The sequence below is a fragment of the Candidatus Microthrix parvicella Bio17-1 genome, assembly GCF_000299415.1.
Lineage (GTDB): Bacteria > Actinomycetota > Acidimicrobiia > Acidimicrobiales > Microtrichaceae > Microthrix > Microthrix parvicella.
This window is the reverse complement of record NZ_AMPG01000006.1, coordinates 100423-121147: the sequence shown is the minus strand read 5'-3', so window position 1 is coordinate 121147 and position 20725 is coordinate 100423. Positions and strand designations below refer to the sequence as shown.

Annotated in this window: 16 protein-coding genes; 5 read left to right on the top strand and 11 right to left on the bottom strand. The window is 66.5% G+C overall.

Annotated elements, in window-relative coordinates; translation table 11 throughout:
- The 10 genes from MPARV_RS0118420 to MPARV_RS0118370 form a co-directional block, all read right to left on the bottom strand.
- Nucleotides 1–1530 carry a complex I subunit 4 family protein gene (locus MPARV_RS0118420; RefSeq protein ID WP_012225139.1) on the bottom strand — a complete coding sequence of 510 codons (1530 nt, stop codon included), beginning with the start codon at nucleotides 1528–1530 and terminating at the stop codon, nucleotides 1–3.
- A gap of 127 nt (nucleotides 1531–1657) precedes the next feature.
- Nucleotides 1658–3895, bottom strand: a complete 2238-nt coding sequence (locus MPARV_RS21695) for an NADH-quinone oxidoreductase subunit 5 family protein (RefSeq protein WP_020379292.1) — start codon at nucleotides 3893–3895, stop codon at nucleotides 1658–1660.
- A 4-nt stretch (nucleotides 3896–3899) separates the two neighbouring features.
- A complete protein-coding gene (nuoK, locus tag MPARV_RS0118410) occupies nucleotides 3900–4196 on the bottom strand; it encodes an NADH-quinone oxidoreductase subunit NuoK (RefSeq protein ID WP_012225137.1) in 297 nt (98 codons plus the stop codon).
- A gap of 4 nt (nucleotides 4197–4200) precedes the next feature.
- Entirely contained in the window at nucleotides 4201–4725 is a 525-nt protein-coding gene (locus tag MPARV_RS0118405; protein WP_012225136.1) for an NADH-quinone oxidoreductase subunit J family protein, read from the bottom strand.
- Nucleotides 4722–5279, bottom strand: coding sequence for a NuoI/complex I 23 kDa subunit family protein (locus MPARV_RS0118400; protein WP_012225125.1), 558 nt, complete (start codon nucleotides 5277–5279; stop codon nucleotides 4722–4724). Before MPARV_RS0118400 ends, MPARV_RS0118405 begins: the two co-directional genes overlap by 4 nt.
- A gap of 627 nt (nucleotides 5280–5906) precedes the next feature.
- Entirely contained in the window at nucleotides 5907–6941 is a 1035-nt protein-coding gene (locus tag MPARV_RS0118390; RefSeq protein ID WP_020379291.1) for a complex I subunit 1/NuoH family protein, read from the bottom strand.
- Nucleotides 6938–8110 carry an NADH-quinone oxidoreductase subunit D gene (locus tag MPARV_RS0118385; protein ID WP_012225119.1) on the bottom strand — a complete coding sequence of 391 codons (1173 nt, stop codon included), beginning with the start codon at nucleotides 8108–8110 and terminating at the stop codon, nucleotides 6938–6940. The genes MPARV_RS0118390 and MPARV_RS0118385 overlap by 4 nt, the downstream gene beginning before the upstream one ends.
- On the bottom strand, nucleotides 8107–8811 hold the full coding sequence (locus tag MPARV_RS0118380) for an NADH-quinone oxidoreductase subunit C (RefSeq protein ID WP_020379290.1): 705 nt from the start codon (nucleotides 8809–8811) through the stop codon (nucleotides 8107–8109). The genes MPARV_RS0118385 and MPARV_RS0118380 overlap by 4 nt, the downstream gene beginning before the upstream one ends.
- Entirely contained in the window at nucleotides 8808–9326 is a 519-nt protein-coding gene (locus MPARV_RS0118375; RefSeq protein ID WP_012225115.1) for an NADH-quinone oxidoreductase subunit B, read from the bottom strand. Before MPARV_RS0118375 ends, MPARV_RS0118380 begins: the two co-directional genes overlap by 4 nt.
- Entirely contained in the window at nucleotides 9317–9694 is a 378-nt protein-coding gene (locus tag MPARV_RS0118370; RefSeq protein ID WP_020379288.1) for an NADH-quinone oxidoreductase subunit A, read from the bottom strand. The genes MPARV_RS0118375 and MPARV_RS0118370 overlap by 10 nt, the downstream gene beginning before the upstream one ends.
- A gap of 93 nt (nucleotides 9695–9787) precedes the next feature.
- Here MPARV_RS0118370 and MPARV_RS0118365 point away from each other — a divergent pair, with 93 nt between their 5' ends.
- The 5 genes from MPARV_RS0118365 (at nucleotide 9788) to MPARV_RS0118340 (ending at nucleotide 18537) form a co-directional block, all read left to right on the top strand.
- Entirely contained in the window at nucleotides 9788–10183 is a 396-nt protein-coding gene (locus tag MPARV_RS0118365; protein ID WP_031279269.1) for a VOC family protein, read from the top strand.
- Between the two features lie 183 nt (nucleotides 10184–10366).
- Nucleotides 10367–14665: an FtsK/SpoIIIE domain-containing protein gene (locus tag MPARV_RS0118355; protein WP_012225111.1), complete on the top strand. Its 4299-nt coding sequence runs from the start codon at nucleotides 10367–10369 to the stop codon at nucleotides 14663–14665.
- A gap of 163 nt (nucleotides 14666–14828) precedes the next feature.
- Nucleotides 14829–15632, top strand: coding sequence for a hypothetical protein (locus MPARV_RS21690; RefSeq protein ID WP_012225110.1), 804 nt, complete (start codon nucleotides 14829–14831; stop codon nucleotides 15630–15632).
- A complete protein-coding gene (locus MPARV_RS0118345; protein ID WP_020379284.1) occupies nucleotides 15629–16231 on the top strand; it encodes a hypothetical protein in 603 nt (200 codons plus the stop codon). Before MPARV_RS21690 ends, MPARV_RS0118345 begins: the two co-directional genes overlap by 4 nt.
- A 128-nt stretch (nucleotides 16232–16359) precedes the next feature.
- Nucleotides 16360–18537 carry a protein kinase domain-containing protein gene (locus tag MPARV_RS0118340; RefSeq protein WP_081582431.1) on the top strand — a complete coding sequence of 726 codons (2178 nt, stop codon included), beginning with the start codon at nucleotides 16360–16362 and terminating at the stop codon, nucleotides 18535–18537.
- A 106-nt stretch (nucleotides 18538–18643) separates the two neighbouring features.
- Here the strand turns inward: MPARV_RS0118340 and MPARV_RS0118335 are convergent, their stop codons facing one another.
- Nucleotides 18644–20527 (bottom strand): FHA domain-containing protein, encoded by a 1884-nt coding sequence (locus tag MPARV_RS0118335; protein WP_020379283.1) that lies wholly within the window; start codon nucleotides 20525–20527, stop codon nucleotides 18644–18646.
- Between the last annotated feature and the right edge of the window lie 198 nt (nucleotides 20528–20725).

Sequence of the window (20725 nt, the reverse complement as noted above, 5' to 3'; positions counted from 1 at the left end):
TCAGCCTCCGACGCCGAACGCCGCGGCCAAGGCCCCAGCAGCCGGATTGGTGATGTTCATGATCAACCCGGGCACAAAGCCCAGCACGACGATCATGACGATCATCGGGGTCCAGGCGATCCACTCGGTCATCTTCACGTCCTCGATGGCCGGGTCCTTCTCAAACTCGTCGGTCGGAACCCCAAAGCTGGTCCGCTGAAACAGCCACAGCAGGTAGCCGGCTGCCAGCACGGTGCCAAGAGCGGCGACCACCATGAGGGTCCGGAAGAGCACGAGGTTGATACCGGGAGCGGGCTGATAGGCGGCCAGGATGGCGGGGAACTCGCCCCAGAATCCGGCCAGGCCGGGCAGACCGAGCGAAGCCATGGTGCACAAGCCAAGGATCCAACCCAGCTTGGGCGCCTGAACCAGCATGCCACCCAACCGCTTGATCTCAAGGGTGTGATAGCGGTCCTTCATCGACCCGGCGATGAAGAACAACATGCCGGTGATCAGCCCGTGAGCCACCATGCCGAAGATGGCTGCGTTGATGCCAAAGTCGTTCATGGAGGCGATACCCAACATGATGAAGCCCATGTGCGAGACCGACGAGAACGCAATGAGTCGCTTCATGTCGGTCTGGGCCAGGCAGCCGAGCGCACCGTAAATGATGCCGATCACCGCCAGGATGCCGATCACCGGCGCCCACTGCTTGGCAGCGTCGGGAAGGATCGGCAGGGCGATCCTGATGAATCCGTAGGTGCCCAGCTTCAGCATCAGCGCCGCCAGGATCACCGAACCCGCCGTCGGAGCCTGCGTGTGTGCGTCGGGCAGCCAGGTATGGAACGGGAAGATCGGCACTTTGATGCCGAAGCCCATGAACATGCCGCCGAAGATCCAGAGCGCCGCACCGCTGGAGATGCCAGCCGCCGCCGCCGGCAGCGCCCGCATATCGAAGGTCTGCGGATCGGACAGGAAGTAGATGGCGATGAAGCTGACGATCATCAGCGCCGATCCGAACAACGTGTACAGGAAGAACTTGATGGCGGCGTACTGGCGATTTGGGCCGCCCCACACCCCGATCAGGAAGTACATCGGCAACAGCACGACCTCGAAGAACACGAAGAACAGGATCAGGTCCTGTGCGACGAACGAACCGAGCATGCCGGTTTCGAGGATCAAGATGAGCGACAGAAACGCCTTGGGGTTACCCGGATTGGGAATGTGGTCCCAGCTGTAGATGACCACCAGAGGGATCACAAACAGCGTCAGGCCGATCAGCGGCAACGAAATCCCGTCGACCCCCATGATGAACCGGCTGCCGATGCGGGGAATCCATGCCTGATCAACGACGAACTGCAGGTCTTTGGAAGCGTCGTAGTTGAAGCTTGCGAACAAGGCCACACCCAGGGCGGCGGCGGCCAACGACGACACCAAAGCGATGAGTTTGTGTGTGCTCTCGGCCTCTTTGGGAACGAGCAACATCATGACCACCGCCCCAACAAGGGGGAGGAAGGTCAGCAGCGGAAGTACCCAGGTCTGGTCCGTCATGTGGTGGATCTCCTGTGACTGGCGGTGAAGCGTCGCGACCGCAGGGCCGCTGGGGGAACGAGGGACAGGTGTGCGGCGGCGTGTGAGGTCGCCGCTTCGGCGATCATCGCCTTGATGGGGGCCGGGCTCATGTGGTCAGCACCGCCACGAGGATGCCGGTCAGGATGGCCGCACCGGCAAACATCAACACGCCGTATTGCTGGACCTTGCCGGTCTGCATCTTGGACAGGCCGCCGCCGGTGGCGCCCGCAGCGATGCCCGCACCGTTGACAGCGCCATCGACCACGTTCTGGTCGATGCGGTGATAGACGAATTCTCCCGCCTTGGCGGCGTTGGAGCCTGCTCCGTTGACGACGGCGTCGATCACATGCTGATTGACCCAGTTGGCAGCGCCTGCCAGCGGGCCTTTCACGAAGCCAACGATGATGTCGGTGTAGAGCCAATCCAGGTAGTACTTGTTCTCCAGGATCCGCTTGCCCAAACCGGCCGCCTTGTTACGCCCCGCCAAGCCCTGCAACGCCTTGAGCCGGCCGGTGTAAAACGACCAGACCAGGGCGGCTGAGAGCAGCGCAAGCGCCAGGGCCGTGCCCGCCAGTGCCGGGTTGAACGCGGCGTGGGTGAAGTCCGTCGATTCGTTCGGGAAGTAGAGGCCCACCGGCTCCACCGCGTGCTCGAAGCGAAGGCTGAGCCAGGATGGCAACTCGACGAAGATCTTCTCCGGCAGGTTCACGAAACCGGCCACGACGGCCAGCGTGGCCAGGATCATCAGCGGGATCGTGATGCGCGGACCCGACTCATGCGGCTCGCCGTGACCTCGATACTCGCCAAAGAACACGTACCAGATGGCCCGGGTCATGTAGCCGGCGGTGCAAACGGCACCGATGATGAGGGCGACGAGCACGATCTGGTAGCTGCCAACCCCGCTGTTGACACCGCCGGTACCGGCCAGGATCTCGTCCTTGGACCAAAAGCCCGCAAGCGGGAAGATGCCCGCCAGGCTGGCGGCCGAGATCACGAAGGCCCAGAAGGTCTTGGGCATCACCTTTCGCAGCCCACCCATGTCGTCCACCATGTTGAAGCTGTGGTGGCAGGCGTGGCTGAGCGACCCGGCGCACAAGAACAGGCAGCCCTTGAAGAAGGCGTGGGTGAACAGGTGGAACATGGCGGCGGTCCAGGCGCCGACGCCCAGCGCAGCCACCATGAAGCCCAACTGCGACACCGTCGAGTACGCCAGCACCTTCTTGATGTCCTTCTGGACGAAGGCCAGGAGGGCACCGAGGACGGCGGTGACCGAACCAACAAGCGCCAGCATGTTGATGGAGCCGCCGGCGATCGACAGTCCCTCGAAGAAGACGGGGTAGAGGCGAGCCACCATGAAGATACCGGCGACCACCATGGTGGCGGCGTGGATCAGCGCCGACACCGGCGTTGGGCCCGCCATCGCATCGGGCAGCCAGGTGTGGAGAATGAACTGGCCCGACTTCGACATCACCGCGGCCAACAGCGACAGCGAGACCACGGTCATCGCCGTCTGCGAGATCGCGCCTCGGGTGGCGGCGATGTTGATGTCCATGATGCTGAACGTCTTGCCCGACGCCCAGAACAGGACGGTCATGCCGACCAGCAGGCCGATGTCGCCCACGCGGTTGGTGAGGAACGCCTTCATCGCCGCATCTGAGTTGGGTCTCTCCTCCCACCAGTGGCCGATGAGCACAAAGGAACAGACACCCACCAACTCCCAACCGACGATCATCTGGATCGTGCTCTGAGACATCACGAAGAAGAGCATCGATGCGGTGAACAGCGAGAGGAACGCGAAGTAGTGGGTGTAGCGGCGGTCGCCGTGCACGTAATCGGTGGAGAAGATGTGCACCAGCAACGAGATGAGCGTGACCACCACCAACATCATCACGACGATGCCGTCCACCTGGGTGCCCACCGTGATGTTGGTGTCACCCGAGTGCCACCAACTGACACAACGCACCACCGGCCGTGTGAAGTGCTCGCCTTCGCCGCCTTCGGCCGAAGGAGCGGCAGGCGCTGCCACCCCGAGCGTGCCGTCGGCCGCCATTGCGTGTTCGCCTGAACCATCGGAGTGACCCTCACCGGCGCCCAGCTTGGCCACGGCCGGAGAACAGGCGGAATCGACGTCAGACAGCGCCGTCACCTCGTCATGACCGGTGTCGCGGGTGACCCACTCGCCCGCGGTCACCAACGCCAGGGCGCAACACACACCCACGGCGGCGATACCGATGGCGTGGCCCTTACCGGGCGAGCGCTTCCCAAAGAAGAGGATCGCCAGGAAGCTGGCCAACATGATGGCCGGGAGCAGCCAAACCTTGTCGAGCATGATGGTGGCGGTCACCTCGTCACCCCTTCATCTCGTCGAGTTGGTCCAGATCCACGCTGGCCTTGTTGCGGTAGATCAGCATGATGATGGCCAGTCCCACGCCCACCTCGGCGGCGGCCACGGCGATGACGAACAAGGCAAACACCGACCCGTCCACACCGTGCATGCCGCCAAAGGCGATCAGGTTGAGGTTGACCGAGTTGAGGATCAGCTCGATCGACATCAGCACCAGGACGCCGTTGCGACGCACCAACACGCCGTACACGCCGATGCAGAACAGCATGGCGGACAGCAAAAGGAATTGGTTGACGAGCATCCGCTTATTCCTTCCGGGCCAGCACGATGGCCCCGATCAGGGCAGCCAACAACAGCACCGACACCAACTCGAAGGGCAGGAGGTACGACGAGAAGATGGCGTCCGACAGTTCTTCGGTGGGGTTGCCGGCGGTGGGCCGCACCTGATCGCTGCCGAAGCTGTCGATCAGCGAATACGCCATGACGGAAAAGAGCAGCAGCGCGGTGACGATACCGATCGGCACCATCTTCTTGTTGGACTCCACGCCCTCCGCCCCCGGCGTACGGGTCAGCATGACGCCGAAGAGGATCAGCACCACGATTGCGCCGATGTACACCATGAACTGGGTGACGGCCACGAACTCGGCCTGCAAGAGAATGTAGAGGCCACCCATGCCGGCCAACACCACCACCAGCCACAAGGCGGCGTGCACCACGTTTTCGGTGGTGACCACGCGCACGGCCCCGTAGAGCATCAAGGCCGCGATAAACCCGAACACGATGTTGACGGGTACCGAGTAGCTGGCAACGTCGGCCAGGAGGGTCGTCATTCGGAACTCTCCTTGCGGGGAACCTTCTTCTGCTTCATCTGCGCACCGGCCTCGTAGCTTTCGAAGTCGGGGACGGTTTCAAACCACTCGCCCAGACGTTCCTTATCGTGCAGCAGGTCGGCGATACGCACCTCCGAGTACTCGTACTCGGGGGTCCAGAACAGTGCTTCGAAGGGGCACACCTCGACGCAGATCCCGCAGTACATGCAGAGCGAGTAGTCGATGTCGAAGCGATCGAGATCGTTGACCGAACGGGGCTTGCCGCCCGGGCGACGGGGTGGAGCCAGCGTTTTGTGCCCCTCAATGTAAATGCACCAGTCCGGGCACTCACGGGCGCACAGCATGCAGGCGGTGCAGTTCTCTTCGTGCAAGGCGATGACCCCGCGGGCACGGGGCGCAGGGGATTCCTTCTCACGCGGGTATTGAACCGTGGCGGCACCTTTGGCCGGCGAGGGTGGCTTCAGCGGGCCATCGGGGAACATCGTCTCCATGGCGGTACGAAGGGTGAGCTTGAGGCCCTTGACCAGACCCTGCAACGGTGGCTTTGGAGGCATGTCAGAACTCCCAGCGGAGGACGGGGCAGGCGCTGCCAAATCGCTCTCCGCTCGCATCGGATAGGGGTAACACGAGACGAGAGCTTTTCACGACCGGACCCGCGCGGGCCATTCCGCAGCCTGCTCGGCTCCGATGCACCGAAAACCGGAGGCCGCAAAGCCGCCGGTTGCCGGGCAAAGCGACCACCCCGCATGCCGTCCGCTTCGCCCGGACAGCCTGCTCTACTGAGTGCTGCGACAGCCCCAGTCGCTGTGAACCGCTAGCCGGTTGCCCCGTTTGGTCCCGTTGCTCCGGGGGGCAGCCCCTGCATCAAGCAGCCAACCAACGGGGCCATCAGCGGGTCGCCCTCGGAAACGGTCAGGCCGGCCTTCCTCAACTTCGCTGCCCCAATGCCATCAACCATCTCACCCACCATGTCACCCACCCTGCACTCAACCTGATCGGACGGGAACGTGGTGTCGTCCCCCGCGTCCTCCGTCACCGAGGCGACCAGTTCGTCGACGTACGCCTGGCCCGCAGGGTGAGGCTATTTCATAACGATTTCGGCTCACGCCAGGGAGTCCAACCCAAGCCTGCGCTCCACCACGCCGAGGAGCGAGGCCGGTGGGGCGACGCCGCCCCTCGGGTTAGAAGGCGACCTTGAGGATCGCCGTGAAGGCGATGTTGGCCAGCGCTACCGGAATCAGAAACTTCCAGGCGATGCGTTGCAACTGATCCTCACGGAAGCGAGGGAAGGTGAAGCGTACCCAGAACACGATGCCGGTGAGGATGAGCACCTTGGTGGAGATCACCAGCGGGCCGATCACGTGGAAGGCCCCATTGCCGATGCCCCATGATGCGGGCAGCGCCCAGCCGCCGAGGAACAGGGTGGAGGCAATGGCCGAGAAGCCGATGGCCGCCGCAAACTCCGACAGGAAGAACATCAGGAAGCGGACGCCGGTGTACTCCACCATGTAACCGCCCACCACCTCGGATTCAGCGATCGGCATGTCGAACGGAGGCTGGGTGAGCTCGGCCTGCATGGCCACCAGGAAGATCACCAGGCCAACGATCTGGGTGAAGATGTAGGGGTTGCCGATCCAGTCGATGCCGAAGATCGCACCGTTGGCCTGAGCGGCCACGATGCCCTGCATGTCCAGCGTACCGGCCTGAATGACCACGCCGATCACCGCCAGAATCAACGGCAGTTCGTAGGCGATCAGCTGACCGGCCGCTCGCAGCGCACCGATCAACGCGTACTTCGACGTCGAGGACCACCCGGCGATCAGCACGCCGATGGTGCCGATTGAGGACACGGCCAGCACGAAGAAGACGCCCGTGCCCAGATTGGCGACGTAGGCGTTCGGCCCGGCGGGAATGACGATGAAGAGCAGCAACGCCGACGCCAGGACCAGGAACGGCGCCAACCGGAACAGCCGCTTGTCGGCATCCCGGGGGGTGATGTCCTCTTTTTGGAGCCACTTGCCAACCTCGGCCACCAGTTGCAGCGACCCGAAAGGCCCCGCCTCCATCGGCCCCAAGCGGCTCTGCATGAACGACACGAACTTGAACAGGTAGAGGTAGACCGCAGCGGCCGTGAGCGTGAGGGCCACGATGGTGGCCGCCAGCACGCGGATGGTGGTCTGTTGCCAATACGCCAGCTCCAACGCGAAGGTGCTCACTTGTCAATGTCTCCCAGGATGAAATACAAACTGGCCATGATGCTGACGATGTCAGGCACATAAACGCCCCGCAGCAGCCACGGCGCAATCGACACGTTGTTGAAGCTGGCCGAACGGATCTTGACCCGGAACGGCATCAGGTCGCCCTTCGAGACGACGTGATACCCCATCTCTCCCAGCGGATTCTCGGTGGCGACGTACGCTTCCCCGGCCGGAACCTTGATGATTCGTGGCACCTTAGCCATGATCGGCCCGGACGGAATGCCGTCACAAAGCTGATCGATCATCTTGGTGGCCTCGCGGGTCTCCTGGAGGCGCACCCAATACCGGGCGAAACTGTCGCCGTCGGGGTGGGTCCAAACCTTCCAGTCGAGCTTGTCGTACACCAGGCCCACGTTGTTGTCGCGGCGGATGTCCCAGTCGATGCCGGAGGCCCGCGCATTGGCGCCCGAGAGCCCGTACTGCAAGGCGACGTCAGGAGGGATCACGCCGATGCCCCGCGTGCGCTCCTGAAAAATCTCGTTGCCGAGGAGCAGATCGTCCATCTCGTCGCAGAAGTTGCGAACCTTCTCCATGGCCTGCTTGGTTTCGGCGATCCAGCCCTTGGGCAGATCGTCGAGCAGCCCGCCGATGCGGTCGAAGTTGGGGTGGAAGCGACCGCCGGTGACGGCCTCAACCTGGTTGAGCACGAACTCACGGTCTCGGAAGGCGTAGAAGATGGCGGTCAGGCCACCCACCTGCACACCCATGTCCCCGAGGAACATGATCATGTGCCCGAGGCGGCTCATCTCGAAGAGGATCGTGCGGATCCACTGCGCACGAGCAGGCGCCTCCACCTCCATCAGTTGCTCGGCGGCCAGGATGAACGGCACCTCGTTGGCGAAGCTGCCCAGCCAGTCGATGCGGTTCACCAGCGTGGTGATCTGAGGGTAGGTGCGGACCTCGGTCAGCTTTTCGTAGCCCCGGTGCATGTAGCCGGCCAGCGGTTCGGCCGCGATGACCTGCTCGCCATCGAGCTTGGCCACGATTCGCAGTGTGCCGTGGGTGACAGGGTGCTGCGGACCGATGTTGAGGGTCATGCCCTCGGTCTCAAGCTCGATGTTGACCCGGGCATCGGCCGCCTGGGCGGCGACGTAGTTGAGTTTTTCCCGATCGGTGATGGCCGTCATGACCCGTCCTCCTGGGGCGCCGCCTCGTCCGGTTCAGGCGGCGCGGGAATCGGCTCCACGTCCACGATGCCCGGCCACGGCTTCACCAACCGCGCCAGCAGCGGAAAATCCTTGCGGAGCGGGTTACCTTCGAAATCACCGGGCAGATACAGATTTCTCAAACCGGGGTGGCCCTCAAAGGTCACTCCGAACATCTCCCACGCCTCCCGCTCGTGCCACTCGGCACCGGCGAAGGTACTGACCCAGGTCGGCGCGATGGGATCCTCGTCGCTGGTGGTGTCGGCTCGAAGACACAGCATCTGGTTGGTGGTGAGATTGCGCACCCGGGCAAAGACCTGAAAGCGGCGGTCGGCGCCACAGATGCCGGGCGTCAGTTCGGCGTCGCCCGCAGCTGCGGCAGCCTTCTGAAGGGTCTCGGGCTCGGTCTCCAGGTAGCGCCCGAACGGGGACGGCAGCCAGTCGAGCACCGACAGGAAACAGAAGTACCGAAAGCCGAGGTCATAGCGAACGACCTGGGCGGCCTCGCCCCACGCTTCATTGCTGATGCGCACATGAGTATCGAGGCCGGGCATCACCTCGGAGGCGACCACTGCGTCGCCCAGGTGGCTGCGAACGGAGTCGACCAGGGCCTCGCGGGCTTCATCCTGCTCGGCCGTCTCGGTTTCCTCTTCGGCCTGGTCGGTAACGGCGGCGTCGCTCACAGGTCACCACCGTCAACGGTGATCGGGTCGCCTCGCCAGCGGGCGGCCATATCCTCGTTCTGAATGCGTTCCTGCAGGAGCACCACGCCCTCGAGGAGCGCTTCTGGCCGGGGTGGGCAGCCAGGTACGTACACGTCCACCGGAATGATCTGATCGACGCCCTTGGTCACCGAATAGCTGTCCCAGTAGGGGCCGCCGGCATTGGCGCAGCTCCCCATGGAGATGACGTACTTGGGCTCGGGCATCTGGTCATACAGGCGCTTGACCACCGGCGACATCTTGTCGGTGAGCGTGCCCGACACGCACAGCAGGTCGGCCTGACGGGGGCTGGCGGGCAGCGGGATGACGCCCAGGCGCATGATGTCGTAGCGGGGCGCACCCATGCCGGCGGCCATCTCGATGGCGCAGCACGCGAGGCCCCACTGGTACATCCACAGCGAGTACTTGCGAGACATGTTGAACAGTTTGGACAGCGGCTGGGGAATCTTGCCGCCTTCCACGAGGCCTAGACCCATCGCAGCACTCCCTTTCGCCAGGCATACAGAAGACCCAGCAACAACACACCGACGAATGCGGCCATCTCCACCAACCCGAACAGGCCGTAGGCCTCCAGGCGGGTGGCCCACGGGAAGATGAACACCGCCTCCACGTCGAAGATCACGAACATGAGGGCGAACAGGTAGTACCGAATCTGGCTCTGGGACCAGGCCCAACCCACCGGGTTGACTCCGGACTCGTAGGTGACGTACTTGTCGCCCACATCCCGCGAGGGGCGGATCAACTTTCCGATACCCAGCAACAGGGCGACCAGGCCAAACCCGACGGCGCCCATGATCGCCGCGGTCAGGTAGGAGCGAAGGAATTCCGATTCGGCGGCCAGCACAATGAGGGAATCTACTTGCGGCCGCTGGGGGGCACCAAAGACGACCTGCTTCGCGCTCCCCACGGCGAGACCGGATTCCGGTAAAAAGCCATGATGCACATGAAACTTGAACTGATTCCCGTGCCCGTCACCGACATCGACCGGGCCAAGGCCTTCTACGTCGATCAGGTCGGTTTTCTGGTGGACGTCGACATGTCGCCCACCGACGGTGTGCGCATCGTCCAACTCACCCCGCCGGGATCGGCCTGCTCAATTCTCCTCAGCGTCGGGCTGCCCAACCTCGTCGAGATGACGCCGGGCAGTATCAGAGGCCTCCACCTGGTGGTGAACGACATCGAGGCATCCAGAGCGGAGATGGTCGATCGAGGCGTCGAGATGGGCCGGATCGACGATGTCGGTGGCGGGGTGCGCTACGCCCAGTTCGCCGACCCCGACGGCAACACCCTGACCCTCCAGGAGATGCCTTGGCGCACCGGCACCGCCTTCTGATTGCCGGCGTTCTGCGCGTCCATGGGCGCCGGTTGGCCGACCATCGCACCAGCAAACCTCCAGCGGGCCGCGCGACCCGGTGCGTTTCGTCGTCGATGCCATCACCCTGGACGGGATGTGGCGGCGAGGGGGCACCGAGCGAGTGGGCACCGAGCGAGTGGGCACGGAACGGGTCGGCTGGTCATGAACCGGGACTGGATCGAACTGTGGCTTGACCGCAACGACGGCGCCCGGCCGGAGCCGCTGCGAGTGGGCTACTCGCCCGGCACCACCGTGCGCGAGTTGGCCCGAGCACTCGACAACCCCGGCCATCACCACGAAGGGCACATTGCACTCGTCGGCATCGAGCCGCCAACCGGAGTACTTCCCGCCGACGCACCGTTGGAGCGAAGCGGCCTGCGCCGTGGCCAGGTGGTGACACTGGCCGGCCCGGATCGGCCACCACCGAAACTGGCCGGTACTGCCACCACCGTGTTGGTGCGACGCGGACCCGACCGAGGGAGGCGCGAGCCCCTGGGCGCATCGCTGGTGGTGGGGCGGGCCGCCGACTGCGGCCTGCGGCTGAACGACCTTGCAACGTCGCGCCGGCACGTCCGCCTGACCCGCAGGGACGCGCTGGTGGAGGTCGAGACGCTCGGCGACGCCGCCGTGGTGGTTGACGGCAGGCCGCTCCGGACGTCGGTGCCGGTCGAGCCGGGAACTCCCATCCGAATTGGCGACAGCGAGCTCGTGGTCGTGGCACCCACACGACAAGTGCCTGCGGGAGCCTCGCCGGTGTCGCACCAACGACCACCCCGACCTTCCTGGACACCCAACCCGCCCGTGTTGGACCTACCGGAACCACCGAGGCGCACCGGGGTGGGCACGGTGCCATGGCTGTCCATCGGGCTGACCGCCGCGTTCGCCATGGTGATGGTGATGGGCGGCGGATTTGGCGGGGGTATCAGTGGCAACCTCATCTGGTTCTTTACGCCGCTGCTGCTTGCCTCCGGAACGCTCGAGTACGCCCTGTCGGCGCGACGGGGATATCGCCGGGCCCGGAAGACCTGGCGGGCCGACCTGATCGGGTGTTGCGTCGAGTTGGGCGAAGCACTTGATGACGAGGCGCGCCGAGAAGCCCACGCCGCTCCCCCACCATCGGAGTGGGAGCTGGCGGCCGAGGTGGGGTCAGCACGTCTGTGGGAGCGACGGCGCGAGCATCCCGACGCCCTCCGCCTGAGATTGGGGCTGACCCACGCCCACGCTGCCGTCAGCGGTGAGCTGCCGACGAGTGGCCCCAACGAGTTGCTTGACGAGGCGCGAGACGCCGTCGCTCACGTTCGATGGCGTCAGGACGTGGTGTCCACCCTGGACCTGGCAGAGGTGGGCTCGATCGGGCTGCACGGCCCCGACGCCCACCACCTGGCCTCAACGTTGGTGGCCCAGCTCGCCTCCGCCGTCGGCCCCGAGGACGTGGCACTGGCGGTCGTCGTACAACCGAACCGGGCCGGACAATGGCGATGGGTCGCCGCGCTGCCCCACGTCCGATCGGCTGCCGAACTGTTGGACGGCCCGGCCACAGCGGGCGCCGGCGGACATCACACCCTGGTGGCGGCGGTGAGCGCGCTCGGTGCCGCTCGACAGCACAACACCACTTCGCCCGGTGATCGGCCACCCAGCAGGGTTCCGCTGGTGCTCGTGCTCGACGGCGAAGTCGGCGGACTGATCGAGACGCGCCGCCTGGCCGAGTTGTGCCGGTTGGGCGCTGTCGGCATCCACGTGCTGTGGCTGGAGCGCCGACCGTCCCACACCCCGCTTGGATGCAGCGCCACCGTCACGACCGTTCGGAAGGGCATGGCCACCGTGGTGTCGGTGCCCGGCGCGGAGCCCAAGCAGGTGCGTTGGGAGTCGCTGCCCGACGATCGCCTGGAACGGCTGGCACACCACCTGGCGCCCCGACGCGACGGCGACCGGGCCGGAACCGGCGCGGGGCTTCCGGCCGCTGTATCGCTGGCGGCGCTGGCGATTCCGGCGGCCATCGAAGGAACCCTGGCGGCGTCGATCGGGCTCGGCCCGGACGGGCCGGTCACAATCGACCTCCGGCGGGACGGGCCCCATGTGCTGGTGGCGGGCACGACCGGCGCCGGTAAGAGTGAGCTCCTGCGCACGCTGGTGGCCGGTCTGGCGATGGCTCATTCACCCAGGCGTCTCAACTTCGTGATCGTGGACTTCAAGGGCGGCACCGGCATCGGTCCCCTCGCCGAGCTACCCCACGTGGCAGGCATGATCACCGACCTGGATGTGGGTGAGGCTCAGCGGTTGCGCCTGGGATTGGAGGCCGAGGTGGAGCGGCGGCTCCGAATCCTCGCCGGTGCCGGGCTTGAGAACCTGGCCGCCCTGGAGGTTCGGGACCCGGCGGCGGCTCCCCCGGCGATCGTTTTGGTGATCGACGAGTTTGCTGCGCTGGCCCGCCAGGCGCCCGCGGTGCTCGACGGGTTGATCGATCTCGCCCAGCGGGGCAGAAGCCTGGGCATTCACCTGGTGCTGGCCACGCAGCGACCCCGAGGCGTCATCTCCGAAGCCATCCGCGCCAACACCAACCTGCGCCTGGTGGCCCGCATGGCCAACGAAGAGGAATCGATCGACGTTTTGGACGACCCGGCTGCCGCGCACCTGGCGACCGGAACCCCCGGCCGGGTACTCATGCGGATCGGTGCCGCAGCACCCACACCCGTGCAGGTGGCATTCACGGGGACGACGGTGGGTCGCCGCCCGCCGGTGACGGTGCTGCCGCTCACACTGGATGGGCCACCCAGCCTGAGCGCCGCAGGGCCGACCACCTCCCCGGGGGCCGAAACCGAGGCTGACGCCGTGGTGCGATCCACCTTGATCGCGGCCGGCGCCGGGCACGCCGAACGCCTGTGGTTGCAGCCCCTTCCCCACAAACTGAGCGACCCTCACCGCGAACTGGGCGGCCGAGATGACCCAGGGCCCGTTCAAGGCTGGCCGCTGGCGTTGGCCGACCTGCCTCGCAGGCGACGTCGGGCGGTGTGGTCGGTGAACCCAGGCGGGGCCGTACTGGTGGTGCTGGGCGGCGGCGGCTCCGGACGCACGTCCACGCTGCGCGCCCTGGCGTGTACCGCTGCCTCCGACGGCGCAGCCGTGGTGGGCATCGACGGGGCGGGCGGGCACCTGGCTGCGTTGGATGCTTCGGTTCTCCGCAGGCCATCACAGGTCGGTGCCTTCAACGCGCACACCGAGACCGACCTTGGTTTGGGGGCGATGGTGGCGGTGCGCGACGTCGAGCGGCTGACCAGGCTGATCTGGTGGCTTGAGCAGGGCAACCCCACGCCCCGCCTGTTGTTGATCGACGGTTGGGAAGGCGTGTGGGACCGGGCGGAACAGGCGGGAGGTTCAGGGTGGCTCGCCCGTTTGGTCGAGGTGATCCGCACGGCACGAAGCCGCCGGCTGACCGTCGCCATCAGCGCCAACCGACCGGGCGCGCTACCACCGGAGGTTCGTGCAGCACGCACGTCGTTGCTGGCGCTCCCCGGCGCCGAGGCCGAGGTGGACCTGGGGCTCAGCCGACCTCCACCCACCGACGCCCCGCCAGGCCGAGGCCGGCTGGTCACCGTCGCGGCCCACCTGTTGGGCGGCGAGGCAGACCCGAACGAGGGCCCCATGGTGCAGGTGCGCTGGGTCGCCCCCGATCGGCTTCGAGGAGACCAGTCGGGAAATGACCCGCGCCACGGCGCAGCCGGCGGCGCACCGCTGGTGTCGCCTCTTCCGCCCAAGCTTCGGCTGCCATCACCGGGGCGGCCTGGGACCGGTTGGGACTCCGCACCGGTCGACACGGACAGGTCCCCAGGTTCTGCACGTCTCGGGACGATTCAAGGTGTGATGTTGGGAATCGACCTGGAACGCGACCATCCGGTTGCTGCGCCCGCCCACGGCCCATTCTGGGTGCTGGGTCGAGCTCGGAGCGGCCGATCGACCGTCCTGACCGCCCTGGCCGCCGGAATGCCCCACGCATCCGGCATGCCGGGCGCCACCGGTGGGTCCAAGGTGCTCATCGGGCACGCCCACCCCAACGACCCGTCGGCGCTGTGGAACATGGTCTTGGCCTTCCCACCGGACAGCTCGACACCCGATCCCTGTGACCAGGCCGTCTCCTTGGTGGCAGTGGACGATGCGCACCGTCTGAACGACGACGGGTGGGCGACGCTCGCCCGGTGGCTGGAGACGCTGCACAGCCAAGGCTCCAAGCCGCTGGTGGCGCTTGCGGCCGATCCTGTATCGCTGGATCGCTGGAACCCGGTGGTCACCTCCCTGCTCGGCCACGGACATGGGTTGATACTGGCCCCCGGGCCGGACGAGGACGGCCGGCTCCTGGGCGGTGAGCTTCCCCGCGCTCGGCCGTTCACAATGCCGGCGGGCCGCGGCTACCTCATTTCGAGGGGATCACAGCCACGGCCGGTGCAGGTGGCCTGGCCACGCGCCTGAGCAGGTCGAACCATCGCACCGGTCGAGGGTCAACCCCTGTCCCCGGGTTGCGCGACCCATGGACCATCGGTCGTTCTCGTGATGTGATGCATGTGTCGGCGCGGGGTGGGACCCATCGACGGCGGGACGGCGGGTCTCGCGAGTGAGCAAGAGCGGGGGCACCATGACAGGCGGGGCAGTCACGACCGGACGATGCGACCAGCACGTCCCTTGCGAACACTCGACGGCGACGTCCGAGCTGCGGCTGGAGGTGGAGTTCTGCGGTCAAACCTGGATGCTCGGTCGTGACGAATCACTGGGGTTCGGGCGCGACTCGGACTGCGTCATCGATGACGCCAACCGATACCTGCATCGGGTCGCCGGGCGGTTTCGTCACGAGGCCGGTCACTGGTGGCTGCAAAACGAAGGCGCCCACCTGCCGCTGATGGTCTTGGAGGCGGTCGGCCGCCCCATGGTGGTCCTCCCGCCAGGGGTTGAGACCACGTTGTGGCCAGGCGACTTCGCCGTCATCCTGGAGGCCGGTCCCGCTCGCTACGAACTACGCGGTACCTGTCCCGATCCAGCCGGCGGAGACACCACCGGCAGGTCCCCCATCGCTCCGGAGCCGGTGGCCGACGAGGCGGACCACACCGCGCGGTGGGCCGTCTTCGCGCTGAACGACGACCAACGGGCGCTGCTGGCGGCGCTGGCCGAACCCCGCCTCAGAGACCCCCTGGCCGAACCCGTGGCCGTGCCACCCAACCGACAGGCGGCCTTGCGTCTTGGGTGGACGCTCTCAAAGTTCAATCGCAAGCTCGATCACCTCTGTGGTCGCCTGGCACGCCACGGGGTACGTGGGCTTCAAGGGGGGCTCGACACCACCGCCTCCAAACGCCGACAGAACCTGGTGAACCACGCCCTCACCCACCGATTGGTGAATCCCGACGATTTGGCCCTACTCGACGAACCGACAGGAACCCGACCGTGACCGACCTCCTGACCACTTCCACCCTCGGGTCGAACGTGCCCGACCCCGATGCCGACTGCACCAGGACGGCCGTTGGGGGCCGCGACTTCCAACGGCCCCGCATCGGGCCATGCGTCCCATCGGGCGCCACTCCGCTGGTGCGCCGTCGAATCAAGCCGGTGCCGCCAGGGCCTGCCGTCACTTTCATCCCGTTTCCCGACCCGGACGATGCCGAACCGGCCGATGACTGGGACCGACGGGCCGATCGGCTGCAGTGGTGGATGGCCGACCTGGGTGGGCCCCATCCGGTCACGGTGGAGACCACCGAGAACCCGGTTGGCGCCTCCAGAACACTCGAGCACACCCTGCGTCGATTTGGGGTGGACGTCATCGAGGCCAACGAAACGCTGATCAAGGGTCTGCTGCCGGCGCCGCCGGAACGAGCGGTGGTTCGAATGCTCAGGTGGGCCTTCCGTCGGTCCCACACGCGGCTGGAGGTGGTCGAAATTCGCTTCGAGCAGGCTGGTCCCCACTGCCGGGTGAGCGCCCGGGCCGGAGGTGAGCGGGCAGCCGAGGCGCTTCGGGTGGCGTTGTCCGACCTTCCACCGGCCCCACGGTGACCTCCGGGTCCTCCACATCAGCCCAACCGGCCTGGGAACCGTCCCCTCCGCCGGGCCATCTACGTCCAACGCGGCTGAACGAACCGCTCGCAATCAAGGCGACGCCCAACTGGACCAGGTGGCGGTGCATGGAGGCACCAAGGGCGCCGGTCCCGGATCAGCCCGCGCCCACGGGTCGTAATCGGGCCGTCGACGAGCCGTACTCGGTGGAGCTTCGATGCTCACCCGACGGGCCCGGGCTGGTGGCGGCCGCCCGGGCTCAGGCGCGTCTGGATGGACACCCGGGTGTGGTTTCCATCCACAGCGCGCACCTCGACTCCGACGGTCGAGGGTCTGTTCAGCTGGGTTGGGCCGGGTCGACCCTGACCGGCCTGATCGCTCGGCGTGGGGCGTCATGTGGCGGCCTGGCCGGAGCCGACGTCGCCCAGATCGGGGCCGAGGTTGCATCCGTACTCGCCGATGCCCACGGGATGCGACCACCTCTCGTCCACGGCGCCATCGACCACACCGTCATTCGTCTCGACCGCTGGGGCAAGACACGCCTGGATGCATTTGGCGCCGGGTGCCACGGGCACCTCACTGCCACGCCGCCAGATGACGTGAACGCGCTGCTCGGCATGCTCCACCGGCTGCTCCGCACCGACCAGCACGAGAGCGACGGCAAGGTCCGGCAATTTCTCAGCAGGGCCACAGCTGCGACGGCCGGTGGGGCGTTGGGAGCTCGGGAACTGGCCCAGGCACTGTCGACCCTCTCATGGCAGGGCCACGGGTTCCTCCCACCCGGCTCCAGCGCGGTTTCAAGCACCGGCACGGAAGCGGGTGCGGCCGATCGGGTGAACGGCCACTCCACCTGTCTCACCGCCGAGGATCGAACCGCCATCCTGGGCGATGAGTTGCAGCCAACTCCGGGGTGCGAGCTCCCCAAGGGGTTCGTTCCATTGCGCCGGTTGGCTCGAGGCGGCCACGGCGATGTGTGGCTGGCACGGGATCACCTGTTGGCCCGTGACGTTGTGGTGAAGCAGTATCGCAACAACGATGCGCTCGAACGTGAACTGCGGGCTTTGGGGCACCTCGACGGGCATCGGGCCTCGGTTGAGCGCTACCTGTTCGCGCATGGCTCGGCGCCCGCACCACCGGCGATCGTCTTGGGCTGGTGCGAGGGCGGAGCATTGGCATCCGATCATCCGTGGAGTCCCACCGAACTGGCCCATCTGGGTGCCCAGGTCGCCGACGCACTCGGGGTGCTTCATGGCCGAGGGTTGGTTCATGGCGACGTCAAGCCCCAGAATCTGTTGGCTGACCGTTGGGGCGCCGTCCGGCTCGCCGACTTCTCGGTCACCGGTGCGGACGGAGCGAGGGGTTCACCCGAGTGTTCACCTCGACATGCGCCGCCCGAGCAACTCGACGGCGGAGCGCTCACCCCGGCCGCCGACCTGGCCGCCCTTGCCGCAACGCTCTATCACCTCGGTGAGGGTTACCCACCTCTGGAGCGCGGCGATGGCACCGAGGCGTTGGTGGCCCGACGTCTCAGCGGCGTCAAGCCTGCGTTGCCACAATCGATGGCCTCCCTCCCCGGACTCTCGACCTGGGTCATGGCGCAACTCTCGCCCGACCCCTGCGACCGGCCCAACGGTGGGGCCGCGGTGGCCGCCGCCACCCTTCGAGCGCTGGTCCGCCCGACTCCCTGCCATCTCAACGACAACGACGCACCCGCTCACCCGACGGGGCACGGCCAGGTCGATCTCCGGGCTCGACTCGCTACCAAGCGCTTTGCCTGGCCAACGTTGCCTCGCTCCGGAACAGCCCTGACCGCCTTGGGGTCGCTGGTCGCGTCGCTGCTCCTGGCGAGCGTTCTCGTATCTCGGGCCTGGGCGGGCCCATCCCCCGCTCCCCCGGAGCTCAGCGATCCACAAACTCGGGCGGGGCTTCGTGCGGCCATGGCGCTCCCGCCTCCCGATCCCCTGAGCGAGTCACGTCCGACGGATGCGTCGCTGAGTGCCGCCCCCTCGGGGTCCGCCGTGCTCCGCGTGACGGGACGCTTTGAAGGACGGCCTTGGTTGGTTCGGCGAGACGATTTTGCGGTCACCGAAGGGCTGGTGGATGACCGGCCGTTCGCGTTCGGCGTCGTCGGCCCCAAAGGCTCCATTGCGGGACCAACGCATTCAGCACTCATCCGATCCAACCAGGCCTCACTTCGGCTGCCGCCCGGCGAACGATCGGACGGCGCCGCCGTCACCTCATGCGTCCGGGTGATCGGCATCGACCTCCCAGACGACCCGTCACCCGCCCTGTGTTGGAGCCGCTGAGTCGCAGCGGCGGTGGTGGACGCACACACCCCAGGCACGCCTCACCTGCACTTCGCTCCACCACAGGTTTCCAGGCGCTCACCCCTCGGCCTGTGGATGATTCGGGTTAGTCGGCGTCGTTGGCGCCCCTCGGGGCGCGGTATTCAAACCACCGCTTGCCAAACACCACCCGTTCGCCGTCTCGAAGCATGTGCGGCGACTCGGCGTCGAGGCGGGTGAGTTCGCCCGGGGTTGCCTCGACGAACGTGCCGTTGGCCGAGCCGCAGTCCACAATGGACACCTCGTCGTCGCGGCGACGCAACTCCACGTGGTTGCGGGACACCGCTTGGGAATCATCGGTCATGGTCAAGGTATGAAGCCTGGTCGGGTCGTCGCGAACCCCAGGGTCGGGCCGACGACCAATCAGCACGTCGCCGGGCAACTCCACGGCCACGCCGTCATCGAACAGGAGGAGCGGGATCGACTGGTCGTCATCGCCACCATCGGCGTCCCACTCGCGCTCGTTGGTGTCGTCACCTGAGGCATCGCTCGAATCGTCACCGGAATCCTCGCTGGAGGTGACCAGATCGGCGTCTGCGCCGCCAACGCCGTCAAAGGCGCCGGCACCGGTGGACCATGAATCATCCTCCCAGGCGTCTGATGCGTCGGAATCCCCGGCGGACTCGGGGTCGTCCGGCTGCTCGACGTCTTCCGGCGCGTCGTCACGGGCACCACCTGCCCAGGCCGGGGGTGGTGGCCAGTCGGCCTCATTGTTGAGCGCTGCGGCCCCGCGAGGGCTGCGGTCACCTGCTGACGGAGCCACCTCGGGCTCGGCGGGCATCGAGGAGGGCATACCCGAACCAGGCACATCCGGGGTGGTCACGATGGGGACCAAACCTGTGGCCTCGCCGGCAGCCGGTGCAGCGGCGGGCTCAGGAGGCGCGTTTGACGGCTCGTCGACCACCGACGCCGTCTCCTCGCCAAACGAGGAGGCTGCTCGATGCTCGCCGGTTGGTTCTGGCCCATCAAGGGGGTGACCAGGTCGGGCGGATTCGACGGCTGCGGAGCCGGAGCCGCCCGATGACTCCGGCTCCTCGCTCACGATGCCGATCAGACCATCGGCGTCGGTGGGCTGACCCTCATCGAGTTCGCCATCGAAGGGCAACTGATGTCGGCCGCGTTCGGTGTCCGTTCCGGTGGACGCCCTGGGCGAACCGCGTGGATCGCCGGTCACGTCTGCGTCAGGCGCAGGCATGGCCGCCAAATCGACCTCAGCGACACCACCCGACATGCCGGAGGAGGGCTCGCTCAGGTTGCCAGGAGCCGGGACGGGACTCGCTACGGCCAAAGTCGGGTTGGGCTCGTCAATGGGAGCCTCCTCTGCAACGCTCGGGGCGCCGCCGGCCTGCGGTCGGCTGACGCCACCCTCCGGAGCGGTCGCCGATGACGTCACGCTTGCGGGTTCCCCGTCCCCAGGCTCCGCCGGGCGGTTGGCATTGCCGGCGTCGGTTTCGCCGGCTTGGGATGCGCTCTCGCCGGCGATGTCGACGGTGGGCCCGTCGCCCCTCGGGATCAGGATGGCGCCGGTCGCCGGCACCACCCCGTGCTCGAGGTCAATCCGATCGGGAGCGGCGCCGGCACTGACGCCAAGCTGAATCTGACTGGGCCGATTGGGCAAAACCAACTGGGCCCACATGCCGGACACGTCGGCTGCAACCCGCCGTCCGTCGTCAAGGGCCACCTCCGCTGCACCGGCTGCCATGCACAGCAGCGACGATCCGGTCTGAAGCACCGCGGCGAAGTCGGCCACCTGATCACCGGATCGCGCAAGCAGCCAACCGGCCAGGTCGCGGAATGCGAGGGCTGCGTCCTCGTGGTCGGTGGCCGCCACGCGTTCTGCAAATGCCGGTCCGTCGACCCAACCCTGATTGACCAGGACGACACATCCAGGCCATGAAAACAATTCGCCGGCACCATCGGTTGGGATGGTGCGATAGCCGTTGATCGCCATATGAGATGCCCCTCTCGTGAGAAATATCGTCCACGCTTCGCCCACCGAAAGATTCCCGACGGACACCAACGTGGCTACTTCAACCTACCGGGCCCACCACCCCCCGTGGTGCACTTACCTCAGCGAGGATGCGCCGAAGATGCAGCGTGCGACGACGGACAACTGCAACGGTCTCAATTTCGTCGATATCGGGCACGC

What these genes read in the sequence shown, in the direction of transcription:
- MPARV_RS0118355 (WP_012225111.1), top strand. Translation starts at nt 10,367, where the DNA reads ATGAACCGGGACTGGATCGAACTGTGGCTTGACCGCAACGACGGCGCC.
- MPARV_RS0118340 (WP_081582431.1), top strand. Translation starts at nt 16,360, where the DNA reads ATGGAGGCACCAAGGGCGCCGGTCCCGGATCAGCCCGCGCCCACGGGT.
- nuoK (WP_012225137.1), bottom strand. Translation starts at nt 4,196, where the DNA reads ATGCTCGTCAACCAATTCCTTTTGCTGTCCGCCATGCTGTTCTGCATC.
- MPARV_RS0118335 (WP_020379283.1), bottom strand. Translation starts at nt 20,527, where the DNA reads ATGGCGATCAACGGCTATCGCACCATCCCAACCGATGGTGCCGGCGAA.
- MPARV_RS0118400 (WP_012225125.1), bottom strand. Translation starts at nt 5,279, where the DNA reads ATGCCTCCAAAGCCACCGTTGCAGGGTCTGGTCAAGGGCCTCAAGCTC.
- MPARV_RS0118365 (WP_031279269.1), top strand. Translation starts at nt 9,788, where the DNA reads ATGCACATGAAACTTGAACTGATTCCCGTGCCCGTCACCGACATCGAC.
- MPARV_RS0118375 (WP_012225115.1), bottom strand. Translation starts at nt 9,326, where the DNA reads ATGGGTCTAGGCCTCGTGGAAGGCGGCAAGATTCCCCAGCCGCTGTCC.
- MPARV_RS0118385 (WP_012225119.1), bottom strand. Translation starts at nt 8,110, where the DNA reads ATGACGGCCATCACCGATCGGGAAAAACTCAACTACGTCGCCGCCCAG.
- MPARV_RS0118420 (WP_012225139.1), bottom strand. Translation starts at nt 1,530, where the DNA reads ATGACGGACCAGACCTGGGTACTTCCGCTGCTGACCTTCCTCCCCCTT.
- MPARV_RS0118405 (WP_012225136.1), bottom strand. Translation starts at nt 4,725, where the DNA reads ATGACGACCCTCCTGGCCGACGTTGCCAGCTACTCGGTACCCGTCAAC.
- MPARV_RS21690 (WP_012225110.1), top strand. Translation starts at nt 14,829, where the DNA reads ATGACAGGCGGGGCAGTCACGACCGGACGATGCGACCAGCACGTCCCT.